At 45.7% G+C, this 15,939-nt stretch carries 12 protein-coding genes; 8 read left to right on the forward strand and 4 right to left on the reverse strand.

Annotated elements, in window-relative coordinates; genetic code table 11:
- Positions 1 to 48 precede the first annotated feature (48 nt).
- The gene (locus ACOJUR_RS04925; protein WP_072874769.1) at positions 49 to 858 is read left to right on the forward strand and encodes a class II aldolase/adducin family protein; all 810 of its coding nucleotides are present in this window, start codon (positions 49 to 51) and stop codon (positions 856 to 858) included.
- A gap of 3 nt (positions 859 to 861) precedes the next feature.
- Here the strand turns inward: ACOJUR_RS04925 and ACOJUR_RS04930 are convergent, their stop codons facing one another.
- Positions 862 to 2,208, reverse strand: coding sequence for a lipopolysaccharide biosynthesis protein (locus ACOJUR_RS04930; protein WP_420949410.1), 1,347 nt, complete (start codon positions 2,206 to 2,208; stop codon positions 862 to 864).
- Between the two features lie 196 nt (positions 2,209 to 2,404).
- Here ACOJUR_RS04930 and ACOJUR_RS04935 point away from each other — a divergent pair, with 196 nt between their 5' ends.
- Positions 2,405 to 4,147 (forward strand): thymidine phosphorylase, encoded by a 1,743-nt coding sequence (locus tag ACOJUR_RS04935; protein ID WP_420949411.1) that lies wholly within the window; start codon positions 2,405 to 2,407, stop codon positions 4,145 to 4,147.
- A gap of 13 nt (positions 4,148 to 4,160) precedes the next feature.
- Complete coding sequence (pepF, locus tag ACOJUR_RS04940) at positions 4,161 to 6,026, forward strand: oligoendopeptidase F (protein ID WP_420949412.1); 1,866 nt, start codon at positions 4,161 to 4,163, stop codon at positions 6,024 to 6,026.
- A 158-nt stretch (positions 6,027 to 6,184) separates the two neighbouring features.
- Here the strand turns inward: pepF and ACOJUR_RS04945 are convergent, their stop codons facing one another.
- The 3 genes from ACOJUR_RS04945 to ACOJUR_RS04955 form a co-directional block, all read right to left on the reverse strand.
- Positions 6,185 to 7,720, reverse strand: coding sequence for an ATP-binding protein (locus tag ACOJUR_RS04945; protein ID WP_420949413.1), 1,536 nt, complete (start codon positions 7,718 to 7,720; stop codon positions 6,185 to 6,187).
- A 159-nt stretch (positions 7,721 to 7,879) separates the two neighbouring features.
- Complete coding sequence (locus ACOJUR_RS04950) at positions 7,880 to 8,740, reverse strand: pyrroline-5-carboxylate reductase dimerization domain-containing protein (RefSeq protein ID WP_420949414.1); 861 nt, start codon at positions 8,738 to 8,740, stop codon at positions 7,880 to 7,882.
- A 179-nt stretch (positions 8,741 to 8,919) separates the two neighbouring features.
- Positions 8,920 to 10,440: a spore germination protein gene (locus ACOJUR_RS04955; RefSeq protein WP_420949415.1), complete on the reverse strand. Its 1,521-nt coding sequence runs from the start codon at positions 10,438 to 10,440 to the stop codon at positions 8,920 to 8,922.
- Positions 10,441 to 10,593: 153 nt separating this feature from the next.
- On the opposite strand from ACOJUR_RS04955, the gene ACOJUR_RS04960 reads away from it, so the two are divergent.
- The 5 genes from ACOJUR_RS04960 to secG all read left to right on the forward strand — a co-directional run bounded on the left by ACOJUR_RS04960 (position 10,594) and on the right by secG (position 15,783).
- Positions 10,594 to 11,787, forward strand: coding sequence for a phosphoglycerate kinase (locus ACOJUR_RS04960; protein ID WP_420949416.1), 1,194 nt, complete (start codon positions 10,594 to 10,596; stop codon positions 11,785 to 11,787).
- A gap of 23 nt (positions 11,788 to 11,810) precedes the next feature.
- Complete coding sequence (tpiA, locus tag ACOJUR_RS04965; RefSeq protein WP_072874776.1) at positions 11,811 to 12,581, forward strand: triose-phosphate isomerase; 771 nt, start codon at positions 11,811 to 11,813, stop codon at positions 12,579 to 12,581.
- Entirely contained in the window at positions 12,578 to 14,143 is a 1,566-nt protein-coding gene (gpmI, locus tag ACOJUR_RS04970; protein WP_072874777.1) for a 2,3-bisphosphoglycerate-independent phosphoglycerate mutase, read from the forward strand. The genes tpiA and gpmI overlap by 4 nt, the downstream gene beginning before the upstream one ends.
- Positions 14,144 to 14,192: 49 nt before the next feature.
- Positions 14,193 to 15,476 (forward strand): phosphopyruvate hydratase, encoded by a 1,284-nt coding sequence (gene eno / locus ACOJUR_RS04975; protein WP_420949417.1) that lies wholly within the window; start codon positions 14,193 to 14,195, stop codon positions 15,474 to 15,476.
- A gap of 67 nt (positions 15,477 to 15,543) precedes the next feature.
- The gene (secG, locus tag ACOJUR_RS04980) at positions 15,544 to 15,783 is read left to right on the forward strand and encodes a preprotein translocase subunit SecG (protein ID WP_072874779.1); all 240 of its coding nucleotides are present in this window, start codon (positions 15,544 to 15,546) and stop codon (positions 15,781 to 15,783) included.
- Positions 15,784 to 15,939 lie beyond the last annotated feature (156 nt).

The raw sequence follows: 15,939 nt of genomic DNA on the forward strand, positions 1-15,939 counted from the left end.
AGTTTTGTAGACAAGTTCCAAGCATGGAGAAGAAAGGGGAAATCGAGTATGAGTACAGAGGAAAAATTATTCTCTCGAGCAGCTCTAGGTGACAACAAGGTGGATGTCAGCCAATATGCACCACCACGGTTTGAAACCCTTGAGGAAGAGCGTCTCTATCGTAAACAGCGATTAGCTGCGGCATTTCGTCTATTTTCTCGATTTGGTTTTGACGAAGGTGTAGCAGGACATATTACAGTACGCGATCCAGAACATACAGATTGCTTTTGGGTCAATCCGTTTGGCATGCATTTTGGACAAATTCGAGTTTCAGATCTGATTTTAGTCGGTCATGATGGGAAAGTGTTAGAAGGCAATCGGCCCGTTAACGCTGCTGCCTTTGCCATCCATTCGCAAGTTCATCAAGCTCGTCCTGATGTAGTTGCAGCCGCTCACGCGCATTCTATCTACGGCAAAACTTGGTCTTCACTCGGTCGTCTACTGGACCCCATTACGCAAGACGCTTGTGCTTTTTATGACGATCACGTTCTATTCGACGACTATACGGGTGTTGTTTATGATGTGGAAGAAGGGCGGAGAATTGGTCAGGCTCTTGGTAAGAAAAAAGCAGCCATCCTGCGCAATCATGGATTGCTTACCGTTGGTGGCTCTGTGGATGAGGCAGCATGGTGGTTTATTACCATGGAACGTTCCTGCCAAGCGCAGTTGCTCGCTGAGGCGGTAGGAAAGCCTACGCAAATTGAACCAGAGTATGCTCGGAAAACGAGCCAGCAAGTAGGTTCGGCACTCGCTGGCTGGTTCTCCTTTCAACCGCTTTATGCGCGGATTGTGCGTGAGCAGCCTGATTTGCTGGAGTAGTGATCAAGCGGATCGAGCAAATTTCTTTTTCGCTAGTAAAATTATTTCCCAATAGGGAATAAAATCTTCTTTTCGCAGTTGCCAAAGCGCGCGTTGCGATGTTCCCGTGACGCGCGCAAACCAAAAGCAATAAGCCACAAAACCAAAAAAGTAGGCACAGGTAGAGGCTAGTGCTGCGCCAACCATGCCAAAAAAGTGTACGAGTGGAACGCAACAAGCCAGATTGATGATAACAGCTAAACCGTTCATCCAAATTGCTGTTTTGGGCTGGCCGAGCGAATTGGTAGCATATTGCAATAAAATGTTGCTTGCCGCTTTAAAAATGAGTCCAGGCAAAAGAATCCAGAAGGGCAGGATGGCTTTTAAGTATGCACCATGATGGCCAAGCAGCATAAAGAGAAAAGGAAAAGCTAATGCAATGATAAATGCAAAACCGGTTGAAGTAATCAGACTTTGCCGTGAAGCTTTGGTTGTCACTGAGATGGCATCATCATGAGCTGCGCCGGTCATTCTTGCAAAGACGACGGAAACGATGGATTGTGAGAGTGTATTCAGCACTTCGGCAGCACCTACTGCCGTGCCATAAATAGAAAAAATGGTTTTTCCGAGTGTACTCAGCACGTAAAAATAATCGACTCGATAGTTGAAATAATGCACTATATTGGAAATTGAAGACCACGACCCGTATGATACAGTTCCTCGCCATTCAACTTTTGAAAATCCTATGCCGAGCGCTTTTTTCCAACTTCCGACTCTTTGCGCGACACGATGATATGCGGCTGTTAAAGACAGTATCACTGCAAAGACCCAAGAGGCACTCCAAATACAGTAGCTGTAAAATAATCGATCGGCTTCGTGTCCTGGATGTATGGCCAGCAAGACAAGATAGACGAGTAAGAACACAAGGGGTTGGGCTAGGTTGGAGCGATTCAACCAAGTAATATCGTGCAGAGCATTGAGAATTCGCGTTGCGTAGTTGAAAAGAAAGGCGAGTGGCATACAAATGACCATCCAGCCCCAGGCTTCGAGCAATATATGGTGGGTTACCAGCCACCATGTGAGAGGCGTTAAAACAATCCAAATGAAAATGGATGCCACGCACAAGATCAAATTCCCGGTCTGAATAATGCTTTCCGTGTCTTCTCCGCGTTTTGGCAGAGCATAGCCATACCAATTGGTGTAACCGCCAAGAAAGTTTTGGCTGCCATTGAGCAACACCTGGCTGAATTGGAGCTGACCCCTATCGGCTACCCCGAGAAATCGACCTGTGGCAATAATGGTCAGAAAACTGATTGCAGATGATAGACCTCGGTAAATGAAAGAAAAAAATGTGGCTTTACGATTGTTCAAGAAAGGGTCACTCCATCAGTCTTTGCCCCTAGACGGCATCGACAGATTTTTGCATACGTTCAATCTGGCCTACAGTGTAACACAGCTATGGCCCAGGATTGTGTGTCGAATTCGCGGAAATTCTTGAAAATGTGATAATCTGCTTGAAGAGCGCCATTCTTGGTCAGTTTGGAAAAGATAGGGCAGGAGGGCATGTATGCGAGTAGTGGAGTGGATTGAGCGAAAACGGCGCGGGGGACATTTGTCTGGAGAGGAAATTACTCAATTGATTCGAGGGTATGTAGCAGGTGATATTCCAGATTATCAAATGAGTGCCCTGCTTATGGCCATTGTTTTTCAGGGAATGGATGAACAAGAAATCACCTCCTTGACATTGGCTATGGCTGACTCTGGAGATCGACTCACGTATCCCAAAAATCTGGGTTTTCTTGTGGATAAGCATAGTACGGGTGGAGTGGGCGATAAAACATCCATTGCACTCATGCCTTGGCTTGCTGCCATGGGTGTACCGATTGCCAAAATGTCAGGACGCGGACTGGGCCATACGGGGGGGACGATTGACAAGCTGGAGTCGATTCCGGGATTTCGTACAGAGTTGAACCAAGCGGAATTTGTACAGCAGGTAGAGGCTATAGGCATTGCTCTAGCTGGTCAAAGTGGAAATCTGGCACCGGCTGACAAAATGCTCTATGCTTTGCGTGATGTAACCGGTACGGTTGCCAGTTTGCCGCTGATTGCGTCTTCCATCATGAGCAAAAAATTAGCGAGTGGAGCAGACGGGATTGTCCTTGATGTCAAAGTAGGCGAGGGCGCTTTTATGCAGAATGAGGCGGATGCTCAGGTGTTGGCTCGTCAGATGGTGCAAATAGGGACGCAGTCAGGAAAAAAAGTAGTAGCCCTTTTATCCCGTATGGATGAACCTCTTGGCTATGCGGTTGGCAATGCGCTTGAAGTCAAAGAAGCGATAGACACTTTAAGAGGTTGCGGGCCGGACGATTTTACAGAACTTTGTTATGCACTTGGAATTGAGATGATGTTACTGGCAGGGTTGACGAAAAGTCCGAGTGAGGCGCGGCATAAAATGAAGGAAGCCATTGAGAATGGTCAGGCTTTAGAGAAGATGCGTCAGTGGATTGACGCTCAGGGAGGCATTGGCGATGTCGTGATCGAACCAGAAAAGATATTGCCGAGGGCTCCGTTTGTGCTTACAATTCATGCTCCGCAATCAGGAACAATCGAGAAAATTCACGCATTGGCTGCTGGCGAAATCGCGATGCGTCTTGGTGCTGGAAGAGCTACCAAAACGGATAAAATTGATGTACGTACGGGTCTGGTATTTTTACACAAAGTTGGTGCAGAACTTCAAGCTGATCAACCGCTCGTGGAAATTCATGCTCGTTCTGAGCAGGAAGCGTTGGCTGTGCAGAACGATGTCTTGCATCTCTTTGAGTGGGGAAATCACACCTCCAAAATCCCACCTTCGATTGTGATTGGGCGAGTTGTGGCAGAGGTGGAAGATGTGGATACGCAGCTTTTAGCAACTGCTCAACAAGCCATGAAGCAAGCGTACGTCCCTTATTCGCGGTTTCCAGTGGGGGCGGCCCTGAGGCTTGCCAGTGGGCGAATAATCAGCGGCTGCAATGTCGAAAATGCTTCCTATGGATTGACCAATTGCGCAGAGCGCAGCGCTATTTTTCGTTTTGTTTCCGAAATTGGAGTCGAGCACGATAGGATTGTAGCTATAGCTGTGGCAGGAGATACCGAAGAAGCGATTGCTCCTTGTGGAGCTTGCCGTCAAGTTATGGTGGAGTTCTGCTCTCCAGATACACCTGTTTATTTGAGCAATTTACAAGGAAAAAGAGTTCAGACCAGCGTAGGCGAATTGTTACCAGGATCTTTTGGTTCTTCACAATTACGCTCTCATTCGAGAGATTGTTAAAGGAGAAAAATTCATGCTTATCTCTCGGGATGCACATTTTACTGCAAACGATGAAAACACTGGTGATGAGACTAGAGCTTTGCCAGAAAGGGCAGAAATAGACAGCCGCTATAAGTGGAAACTGGAAGATTTATATGAGACAGATGAACTTTGGCAACAGGATGCGGCAAGACTGCAAGCGGAACTTCCAAAATTGTCAGCATACGCTGGTAAGTTAGGTCATTCAGCTGCCGATTTGCTTTGCGCCTTGCAATTGTCTGATCAAATCGAACAGAAGGCGAGTCGCCTTTATGCGTATGCGCATATGCGCGCCGATGAAGACAGCCGCAACAGCGTTTATCAAGCGCTTTCCGAGCAGGCGCTTTCTCTTATTGTGCAAGTTCAAAGTATATCGGCTTTTCTTGTCCCAGAATTGCTTGCTATACCTGCTGATGTTCTTGAACGTTTTTATACGGAAGAACCTGTTTTACAGATGTATCGTTTTGCCATCGAACAAATTACCCGACAAAAGCCACATGTACTGCCTGCCAATGAAGAGTTGTTGCTGGCTTACACTGAAGAAATGGCCGGATCGCCACGTAACATTTTTTCGATGTTTAACAATGCAGATTTGACGTTCGATCCGATTCAGGACGAATCAGGAAGAATATTGCAGGTGACGCACGGGCGATATTTGACATTATTGGAAAGCAGTAGCCGCGAAGTGCGTCGTCAAGCTTTTGAGTCGGTATATACTGCGTATGAAAAATATCAGAATACGCTTGCAGCAACCTATCAAGCCAGCGTTAAAAAAGACGTTTTCTACGCCAAAGTAAGGCATTATCCATCCGCTCGCGAAGCGGCACTATTTCCCGATAATGTGCCTGTTGCCGTGTATGACCGTCTGATTGAGGCGGTTCATGCTTCCATTCCTACTTTGTCCAAGTATCTGCGCTTGCGTCAATCAGTCCTTTCGCTCGATAAACTTCATATGTACGATCTCTATACACCGCTTGTAGCGGATGTGGAGTCGAAGATTTCGTATGAAGAGGCAGTCGAAACCGTCTTAGAATCCTTGCAGCCACTTGGTGAAGAATATGTTGCAGTAGCTCGCAAGGGTATATTGGAAGATGGTTGGGTAGACGTTTACGAAAATCGTGGTAAACGAAGCGGAGCCTATTCAACAGGTGCCTATCCGGCACATCCCTATATCTTGCTCAATCACACCGAGAATCGACATGGAATGTTTACACTGGCTCATGAGCTAGGCCATGCTATGCATACGTATTTCTCCTATCAAAATCAACCACACGTTTACGCGCATTACACCATTTTTGTTGCAGAAGTGGCTTCAACCTGCAATGAATCTCTTCTATTTCACCATCTGTTGAAGAAGACAAGCGACAACTTGCAACGAGCAGCTTTAATCAATCATCACTTAGAAACCATTCGCACTACGCTAGTTCGACAAACATTGTTTGCTGAGTTTGAAATGTTGGCTCATGCTCATGTCGAAGAGGGTGGGGCTTTAACAGCAGAGTGGTTAAAGCAGACCTATAAAAAATTGATTGAATTATATTTTGGAACCGTTTGTCATGTGGATGATCAGATAGCTATGGAATGGGCCAGAATTCCCCATTTCTACAATGCTTTCTACGTGTACAAGTACGCCACAGGTTTATCCGCAGCACTCGATTTGTCTGAACAGATTCTCAAAGAGAAGGAACCAGCAGTAGAGCGCTATTTGCAATTTCTTAAGAGTGGAGGTTCGGATGAACCGATTGCTCTGTTGCAGAAGGCGGGCGTAGATATGCTTTCACCGGAACCTGTTAAAAAGGCTTTACAACGGTTCGACACTTTGGTTGACGAGTTGGCTTCCACTCTAAATGTTGCCTTATAAGAGTTCATGTGCTTGATGAAAGTGCGCATAGGCCTGCCGAATGGCAGGTCTTTGCGCTACTGCAGATTAAGATAGCCAGACAGCTTTACTTCCAAAGGTTTGGCTGTCTGGTTTGTCTACATCATCGTATGTATTTGATTTTCCCTCTTGGACGATGATTAGCCTTTCAGTGCAGAGACGCTATGAGGCAACGGTAATTGGACAATGACCGTAGTACCTTCGTTGGGTTTGGAATGAAATCGAATACATCCGTGATGGGCTTCTATCATTCTGCGACTTACCAAGAGTCCTAATCCTGTTCCTGTTTTTTTGGTGGTATAAAAAGCTTGACAAAGTTTGCTTACATCGGCAATACCACAGCCGTTGTCCCTTACTCTGATTTCTACATGGTTAGGATACTCTTCGACCGCAATGGTTACTTTACCACCTGATTTACAAGCTTGAACTGCGTTTTGGACAAGGTTAATTAAAACTTGTTTTAATTGACAGTTATCAGCCAGTGTATAAACAGGTGTTTCTGGCAATTCATCCGTTAAATCAATATTTTTTAAAGTTGCTTCTGGTTTTAAAAATTCTTTTACCGATTGAACAATATCGTTGATATTTTCCATCGTGAAATGGGAGTCCTGTGGTTTGGTAAGACACATAAAATCTTTCAGTAGAAGTTGGACTCTGTCGAGTTCCTTAATGGTGATTTGTAAAAAATGTTGATCTTGCGGCGAGCCGGTACGCTGCATGAACAGTTGCAAGAAACCGCGTGCGGTTGTGAGGGGATTGCGTATCTCATGAGCAATCCCTGCTGCCAATGAGGAAAGTGTTGAAAGCTTTTCTAGTTCCTCAAGTTTTTGGTGCATTTTGACTTCTTCTTGATTATCCATAAAAAGTGTCAATCGAAGGGTGGAAGCGGAGTCCAGAGAAGTCCAAACCCATTGATGGACGCGAAAATGGCTGCCTGAGCAACTCCACTTCGTTTCCTTGTTCCACGTTAGAGCAAATTTTTTCATTTGTGCGCGGATTTCAGGAAGAATAGCGCTAGGGTGATACTCGTAAATTAAGTCGTTGTCTTCGCTGTGCAAAAGTGCGTGTATATTGTATTGCGAGAAAAACAATGGCAGCCAGGACAAAGATTGCATTTCTTGCCAACGTGATTCATAAGCAGTTTGTATACCTGCGACTAAAAAGTCAGCTTGCCAACCCAAGGATTCTTCTCTAGAGTTGTCAGCTTTTAGACAGGCAAGGTAGCCAATTCGCAAGGATCGACTTTCTCCGACAGACAATTTGCGTATACATATCTGACCTGTCCATTTTGAAAAAGGTGAATGTCGTATTCCGTTATCTCTTCTGGACATATCTTCGAGCGTGCAGACAGGAATTTTTTCTCCTGGGTGGATGCCTTCTTTCCACAGCAACCATTGATATTTCGTCTCACCATGTATGTGAATCATTTTACCTGTATCGGAAATTAGACAGATGACAAGATCGGTTGGCCAATCTAGTTCCGGAAGATGCTTGAGGAAATCATGAAAGGCGTTTTTGAGCTTATTCTCTAACCAGTTTTGAATGGCTGGATTGGTTGGGTCAGTCTGTCGCTGTGTTTTTTGCGGAAAAAATTCGTCTGAAAGTGGAAAAAAGGAAGCACATTTTTCATTATGTATGATCTCGTTGATATTTTCAAAAGTAAGTAATTCTTTCAAGGTTTAGCCACCTTCAGTTCTTACAATTTGGAATATCTCTCCTTTTTTATTATCTGCGAGGTTATATCAGGTAGCAAGAGTCAATTTTATGATTTCCCCTGATTCGACAAAGGTTATCAAGATTCGAGTTGTTCTTTATGTGTCGGAAAAGCCGCACGTTTAAATTTTTGCGTGCGGCCATACTTTTTGACAAGCTAGTTGCGGATCATCTGGAGGTTCGCAACCACAGTTCTGATATGGTTTGTTGTTTTGTTTGGCATAAGCTTGGGTTGCTTCGTGAAGCCTTCGAAAAACTTGGAGCAAAGGTTCGTGAAGTACATCTAATCCTCGGGAAGTGACACCTCCCGGTACGGTGATGGAAGATTGAATCTCCTCCATGGTCATTCCCGAATGTAAAAGTTCTAATGTTCCTTCTACCGTAGCCAGCAAAGCTTCTCTGGCTTCATTCTCTGTGATGCGTCGTGTATTAGCTGCTGCTTTTGACCATGTAAGCAGAATTTCTGCAAAAAATGCAGGGCCACAAGAAGTTAAATCAGAGAAAATTCGAATTTGCGACTCTTGAATGAAAATCGGTTTGGCAATAGCAGCAAAAAGCGTTTGTAGTTGAGTAACCGACGAAGTATGACTGGGCGGAACAGATAGTAATATGGAACCTTTGTTCACATGCTGTGTCAGACTGGGGACACAGAGAAAAGGTGTTGCTTTGCAGTGTTTACCGAGTTCGGCTAAAGAGAAAGCTGTGCATGTCGTTCCTAAGAGTTGATGATCTTGAAGCATGGGGGCTACTTGGGCCAGCAAATGGGGCAAATCTTTTTTTCCCACGCAAAGTAATACAACTTCACAGTTTTGGATCCAGTTTGACAAGTCAAGTTCAGCAGTAATATGCGGATATTGCCTGCTTAATTCGACTGCCTTGGCAGGTGTGCGATTATATACCCAAACTTGTTTTTCAACGGTTTGGGAGAAAGCTTTGGCAAGCATGCTTCCCATATTTCCGCAACCAATGACACCAATTCCCATCTAACATCCACCTCCCTCGTCCAATGGCAGCTTCTTGTAAAGTGTGACGGGGCATTTTGTTTCTGTTATGTATATCTATTCATAGGGATTTGTCCGCTTGCCCACGTTCAAAAAAAGAAGAAGCGGGTACTCCTGCTGTTGCCTGTTTGGCGGGAGTACCCTTACGTTGATCCTATTTTTTATTTATTGGGAGGCAATTTGCTTTTTAAAATATGTGGACGACCTTGAATGCGTGAAGTAGGTCTGCGAAAAAGGATTTCTGTTAAACCTCCACGCCAACGCCAGGGAATAACAGGCCAGAAATAGGGAATGCCAAACGATTTGCGCGTGGCGAGAAAAATGAGCAGGGCAACACAACTTACAGCAAATCCAATTCCAGAAGCGTTAAACAGGTGCCCGATTTGTGTACAGGCAAGAATCCAGTAGCGCGACATTTGATTGGCTGTGGCCAACTCGTAAGAAGAGATGGCAAATTGGCATATGAGGACAATGGACATATAAACGAGTACTTCCGGATGAAGCATTTGGATTTTAGCCGCTAGAGATCCAAAAACGAGGGCCGCAATAATTGATACCATACTACTGATTTGAGTAGGGGCATTCATAACAGCCAAACGCAAAACATCAAGCGCTACTTCAGCAAGAATCAACTGCATCCAGAGGGGAAGCGGCAAGTTGTTGTCTGCAATAAAAAAATGAAAGATATGCGGCACGTGTCGAGGCGCGTAATTCACCCAGAGAAAAAGACCTGGCAGCATGATGCTGACCAAAACAGAAATGATGGACAGCCATCGCAAATAAGTTCCAACAACTGGATAACTATGGTATTCTTCTGGATTTTGCACCAATTGCCAGAAGGTGATGGGTGCAATAATGACCTCAGGACTAGTATCTACAATAATCACCACATGACCTTCAACCAGAGCTGTTGCCGCAACGTCAGGGCGCTCTGTATAGCGAACGCTCGGATAAGGATTCCATTTGGTGTCGATAATCATATCAGTCACAGCTTGTTCAGCCATGGTAATGGTTTCTGACTGAATGCTTTGCAACCGCTGACGAACGAGATCGACCATTTGGGGGTTGGATATATCCGCTAAATACATGAGTGTGACGTCAGTTTTGGAGCGAGTGCCAATTTGCATCAACTCCGTTCGCAAGGAAGGTTCCCGCAGGCGACGGCGAATCAGTGCAGTATTCTCCAGCATTGTTTCCACAAACGCGTCTCGAGGGCCACGAATAACACGCTCTACTTCCGATTCAGTAATACTTCGCATGGGATAAATACGAGTGTCAATCAGAAGAGCTTGATGATAGCCTTCAATAAATGTCACCAGAGGACCAGAAAGAATAAAGCGCACGGCATCTTGCATTTTATCCACCATCTGTACCTGCACAAAACCAACATGCTTGTTAAGATAGTGGCACAGTTCCTCTATATTGTGGATTTGCTCAGGGTGTTCATTCTGAAACATCAGCACGTGTTTCTCTAGTTCCTGCAAAATCAATACCATATTCATAGTGAGAAAATATCCGTTGAGGACATACGACATCATCTGTAAATTCCCATACCCAAACGGTTTAGCCATAATATCCCAACTATGTCCTGGACCTTGACCAATTCCCAACAGCTCGTTCAGATAGTCAACGTTTTCGTTCAAACGGCTGCTTATTTTAGGGGGATGAATGGTGGTTGTCATAAATGAGAGCAGCCTCCTTGTTTCCATATACCGTTTAGCTTTTTCTTAATAAAGAAAGCGTATTCATGACGATTTCGCGAATTTTTCCGTTGCTTGACGTTTTGCCTTTGGTACAATGGAGTGAGTGTGGAATTTAAACAAGGGGGTTCGATTTTGAAAAAAAAGACGGTCAAAGATATTTATTGGCCAGGCAAACGTGCGCTTGTTCGCGTGGATTTTAACGTGCCGATGGATGACTCAGGAAATGTAACAGACGATACGCGTATTCGAGCAGCATTGCCAACCTTGCAATATTTGTTACAAGAAAATGCCAAGGTTGTTGTAATGAGTCACTTGGGTCGACCAAAGGGGAATCGTGTTGAAAAGTACTCTTTACGTCCTGTAGCGCATACTTTGCAAAAATATCTTCCTAACGTTTCGGTGAATTTTGTCTCTGATTCTGTTGGTGAAGAGGTTGAAAATGCTGTACAACATATGCCGCCAGGCACCATTTTATTGCTGGAGAATGTGCGTTTTTATGCGGGTGAGGAAAAAAATGACGAATCACTGGCCAGACAGCTTGCCTTGTTAGGAGATGTTTTTGTCAACGACGCTTTTGGTGCTGCACATCGTGCCCATGCCTCGACTGCTGGAGTAGCGCGTTTTTTGCCTACTGTTGCAGGTTTTCTTATGGAACGTGAGGTCGAGGTTTTGACACAAGCGCTAGAGTCGCCGGATCGACCTTTCCTTGCTATTATCGGCGGTGCTAAAGTCTCTGACAAAATTGCTGTTTTGGAAAACTTAATTCAAAAAGTAGATGCTCTTTTGATTGGCGGGGGAATGGCGAATACGTTCCTCGCAGTGCAAGGCCATGATATGGGCAACTCGCTGGTTGAAGAAAATGCCAGAGAGGTTGCGTTACGGCTACTTCAGCGGGCAGAGGAGTTAAAGAAACCTTTACTTTTGCCAAGTGATGTCGTAGCTGCCAAGGCTTTTGCAGCAGATGCTGAGTATGCTGTGAAGTCTGTAGGTGAATTGCAGGCAGATGATATGGCGCTAGATATTGGCCCAGAGACTGTTAAACAGTATCAACAGGTGATTCAAACGGCAAAGACTGTGCTTTGGAATGGTCCTATGGGTGTTTTTGAAATGCCTGCGTTTGCCAAGGGTACTTTTGCAATTGCCGAATCGCTCGCTTCTGTATCTGGAACAACCATTGTAGGTGGTGGAGATTCCGTTGCTGCTGTTGAAGCAGCTGGTTTGGCGGACAGGATGTCGCATGTTTCCACCGGTGGAGGAGCTTCACTTGAATTTTTGGAAGGCAAAGTTCTACCCGGCGTTGCTATTATTGAAGATAAGCAGTCTTAACATTGTAGAGAGCAGGTGATGGGATGTCGCGCGTACCCATGCTGATTGGCAATTGGAAAATGAACAAAACGTTGCAGGAAGCACGTGATTTTGCTCAACGTTTAGGCCAACAATCCATGCATCTCAAGCCAGGTTGCGAATACGCCATCTGTGCTCCTTATACTAGCCTGCACTTATTGCGAGTTATGTTGCCCGCACAGGTACAACTGGGGGCACAAAACGTATACCATGAAGTGAGCGGGGCATATACAGGAGAAATTTCTGCGCCTATGCTTGTAGATTTCGGGACGAAATTTGTCCTTGCGGGACATTCTGAGCGCAGAGCGATTTTTGGTGAGAGCAACGAGATGATTGCCAGAAAAGTATCCACCATTATGAAAGCGGGCATGACGCCTATACTTTGTGTAGGTGAAACGATAGCCGAGCGAGAAGCAGGTCAAACTGAACATGTGGTAAAGGAACAGGTATTGAGCGGTCTTGCCAATCTTGAATCTGGTGAAGTAGAAACGCTGGTTATTGCGTATGAACCTGTTTGGGCAATTGGTACGGGCAAGACAGCCAGCGTGGACGATGCTGGACAGGTGATTGGCTGGATACGCCAAATTCTAGTTGACCAATTTTCCTCATCCGTGGCTAACCATGTGCGCATTCTTTACGGGGGAAGCGTAAAAGCAGATAATATTGCTTCATTTGTCGGGCATCCTGAAATCGATGGCGGACTGGTAGGCGGAGCAAGCTTGGAAGCTGATAGTTTTGTTGGCATGGCAAAAGCGATAGAAGGTGGACAACGGTGAGCGAGTTCGAAAGAAAAGCCATTCCCTCTGGCCGAGGACCTGTTGCGCTGGTCATACTAGATGGGTTTGGGCTGCGGGAAAGTAGTGAAGGCAACGCTGTGCGATTGGCCAAAAAACCAAATTTCGATTCCTTATGGGCCAAGTTTCCTCACACAACTCTAGAAGCTAGCGGTGAAGCGGTAGGACTGCCGGAAGGGCAGTTTGGCAATTCTGAAGTTGGCCATTCCAATATAGGCGCAGGACGGGTTTTATATCAGGATTTTACGAAAATATCCAAACAAATTGAAACGGGATCATTTTTTGAAAATGAAATTCTGCTAAAAGCTATGCGTTCTGCCAGTCGAAATCAACGAAAACTGCATTTGATGGGGTTAGTGTCGGATGGCGGCGTGCATAGTCATATCCATCATCTGTTTGCGTTATTGCGCATGGCGTATGCCCGTAATGTACCCCAAGTGGTGGTTCACGCTTTCCTCGATGGTCGCGATACACCTCCTACAACGGGCCTGGGTTATCTCCAGCAGCTTCAGGAACAAGTTGAACAGGCAGGTAACGCTGTGATAGGCACCGTCCAAGGCCGCTATTACGCTATGGATCGTGACAAACGCTGGGAGCGAACGGGTCGAGCGTATCGCGCTTTAGTCTACGGAGAAGGCGAGAAAACACAAGACTTGTTGAGTGCAGTGAGTGACAAGTATGCTGCCGGGATTACTGACGAATTTATGGAACAACTCGTTCATGTTGATGTGCAAGGACAGCCACTTGGCAATATCGAGGATGGAGATGCTGTCATTTTCTTTAATTTTCGTCCCGATCGCGCTATTCAATTATCCATGGCTTTGACCGATGAACATTTTCAAGGCTTTGATCGAGGTCCAAAGCCCCCTAAGGTGCATTTTGTTTCTATGACAAAATACGCGGATGAAATTCATGCTCCTATTGCCTATCCTCCAACCTCACCTGTTCATACCTTCGGAGAAGTGGTGAGTCAGGCGGGGCTGACGCAACTACGTATTGCTGAGACCGAGAAGTATCCGCACGTGACTTTCTTTTTTTCTGGCGGTAAAGAGACACCCTTTGCCGGAGAAGAACGTGTTCTTGTTCCTTCGCCGAAGGTAGCCACTTACGACTTGCAACCCGAAATGAGTGCCTATGAGGTAGCGAAACGGGCCAAAGAGCGAATTCTGTCTGGTGAAATCGACGTGATGATTTTAAATTTTGCCAACCCTGACATGGTAGGACACACCGGCAGTTTGGAAGCGGCTATTCGCGCTGTTGAGGCAGTGGATGAGTGTCTTGGCGAAGTCTACCAGGCCATCGAGGAAAAAAATGGGGTTGCGTTGATTACGGCTGATCACGGTAATGCAGATATCATGATTGATCCGCAGACAGGCGGCCCTTGTACCACGCACACCGTCAGCCCGGTGCCCATGATTGTGACTGAACCGGGACTCGTTCTTCGATCAGGCATCTTAGCTGATATTGCCCCGACTATGCTGGATTTACTTGGCGTTGAGCCACCCAAAGAAATGGAAGGAAAGACGCTCATTATACATTCTTGAAGGTGAAGTATAACAGCAAAATGAAATTTAATTTGGGAGGAATTAAACTATGTCAGAGATTTTTGATATTCAAGCTCGCGAGGTATTGGATTCTCGAGGCAATCCAACAGTGGAAGTTGAAGTGGAATTGGAGAGCGGTGCCGTTGGGCGTGCAATTGTACCGTCCGGTGCGTCGACAGGAGCACATGAGGCAGTGGAGTTGCGTGATGGAGACAAGTCCCGTTATGGTGGCAAAGGTGTGCTCAAAGCAGTAGAAAATGTCAATACCCTCATCACTCCTGAACTGATTGGTGAAGAAGCTGACGATTTGATCGCCATCGATAGTCTGCTTTGTGAGTTGGATGGTACACCGAACAAAGGAAAATTAGGAGCTAATGCTATTCTTGGTGTCTCAATGGCTGTTGCTAGGGCTGCTGCCATGGAAGCTGGCCAACCACTTTATCGCTATCTCGGCGGTTTTCACGCACATCTTTTGCCGACACCGATGATGAATATTCTCAACGGTGGTAAACATGCGGATAATACAGTAGATATTCAGGAATTTATGGTCATTCCGCATGGTGCGCCTACTTTTCGTGAAGCGCTTCGCATGGGAGCCGAAATTTTTCACGCTCTTAAATCGGTGCTTTCTGCAGAGGGGCTGGCTACAACAGTAGGTGATGAGGGCGGTTTTGCTCCCAACTTAAAGACCAATGAAGATGCGATTCGCATGATTGTAAAGGCTATTGAAAAGGCAGGTTATCAACCGGGCGAGCAAGCGTCGATTGCGCTTGATGTGGCTTCAACAGAGTTGTTTGAGAAGGGTCATTACGTTTTTAAAGGAGAAGGTGTAACTCGTTCTTCGGACGATCTCATTGCGTACTATGAGAAACTGCTCAGTAGCTATCCCATTCTTTCCATAGAAGATGGTCTAGCGGAAGACGACTGGGAAGGATGGTCCAATCTCACTCGTGCTCTGGGATCAAAAGTGCAGTTGGTCGGTGACGATTTATTTGTTACCAATACAGAACGTCTGAAACGAGGTATTGAGTCGCAAGTAGGCAATAGCATTCTTGTGAAAGTCAATCAAATCGGTACTTTAACAGAGACTTTTGAATGTATGGAGATGGCGAAACGAGCTGGATACACAGCAATCATTTCACATCGGAGCGGTGAAACGGAAGATACAACAATTGCTGATGTAGCTGTGGCGGCCAATGCTGGACAGATTAAGACAGGCGCACCTAGCCGAACGGATCGGGTGGCTAAATATAATCAGTTGCTTCGTATTGAGGAAGAACTGGGCAGCGCAGCACGTTATGCTGGAAAATCCGCATTTGTCCGTAAAGGTTGAGTTATGATACACTCATCAGAGGAATACTCTGATTAGTGTTTGCGGTTTTGGACAGGAGGTGACAGATATGCTGGCAGCCGCAAAAGTCGTGTTGGTCATTCTCTGTGTGCTGCTTGTGACAGTCATTCTCCTGCAGTCCGGTCGTAGTGCAGGTTTGTCCGGCGTCATTACAGGTGGGTCCGATCAGGCAAACACGCGCAAGCCGAAAGGGCTCGACAGTTTACTTGGCCGCGTGACCGTGGTACTGGCTATCTTCTTTTTCCTGTTGACATTGTTCATTGCCTATTTTTCCAATCATCCGCATTGACGTATGGTTGATAGAATCGTTGGGGAAACGCAACCCCCAAAATGAAAAGTTGCGCAAAATCAAAAACCGCCCTCTGGGCGGTTCAGGCTGTCGAGAAAGACCACTGCGAGTGGTCTTTTTCAATTCAAGCAATATCTTTGTAGTTCGATTTACACA

Source organism: Alicyclobacillus tolerans, assembly GCF_048984885.1.
Classification (GTDB): domain Bacteria; phylum Bacillota; class Bacilli; order Alicyclobacillales; family Alicyclobacillaceae; genus Alicyclobacillus_I; species Alicyclobacillus_I tolerans.

Coding starts and splice junctions, on each gene's coding strand:
- ACOJUR_RS04925 (WP_072874769.1), top strand. CDS start 49: ATGAGTACAGAGGAAAAATTATTCTCTCGAGCAGCTCTAGGTGACAAC.
- ACOJUR_RS04935 (WP_420949411.1), top strand. CDS start 2,405: ATGCGAGTAGTGGAGTGGATTGAGCGAAAACGGCGCGGGGGACATTTG.
- pepF (WP_420949412.1), top strand. CDS start 4,161: ATGCTTATCTCTCGGGATGCACATTTTACTGCAAACGATGAAAACACT.
- ACOJUR_RS04950 (WP_420949414.1), bottom strand. CDS start 8,740: ATGGGAATTGGTGTCATTGGTTGCGGAAATATGGGAAGCATGCTTGCC.
- ACOJUR_RS04955 (WP_420949415.1), bottom strand. CDS start 10,440: ATGACAACCACCATTCATCCCCCTAAAATAAGCAGCCGTTTGAACGAA.
- tpiA (WP_072874776.1), top strand. CDS start 11,811: ATGTCGCGCGTACCCATGCTGATTGGCAATTGGAAAATGAACAAAACG.
- eno (WP_420949417.1), top strand. CDS start 14,193: ATGTCAGAGATTTTTGATATTCAAGCTCGCGAGGTATTGGATTCTCGA.
- secG (WP_072874779.1), top strand. CDS start 15,544: ATGCTGGCAGCCGCAAAAGTCGTGTTGGTCATTCTCTGTGTGCTGCTT.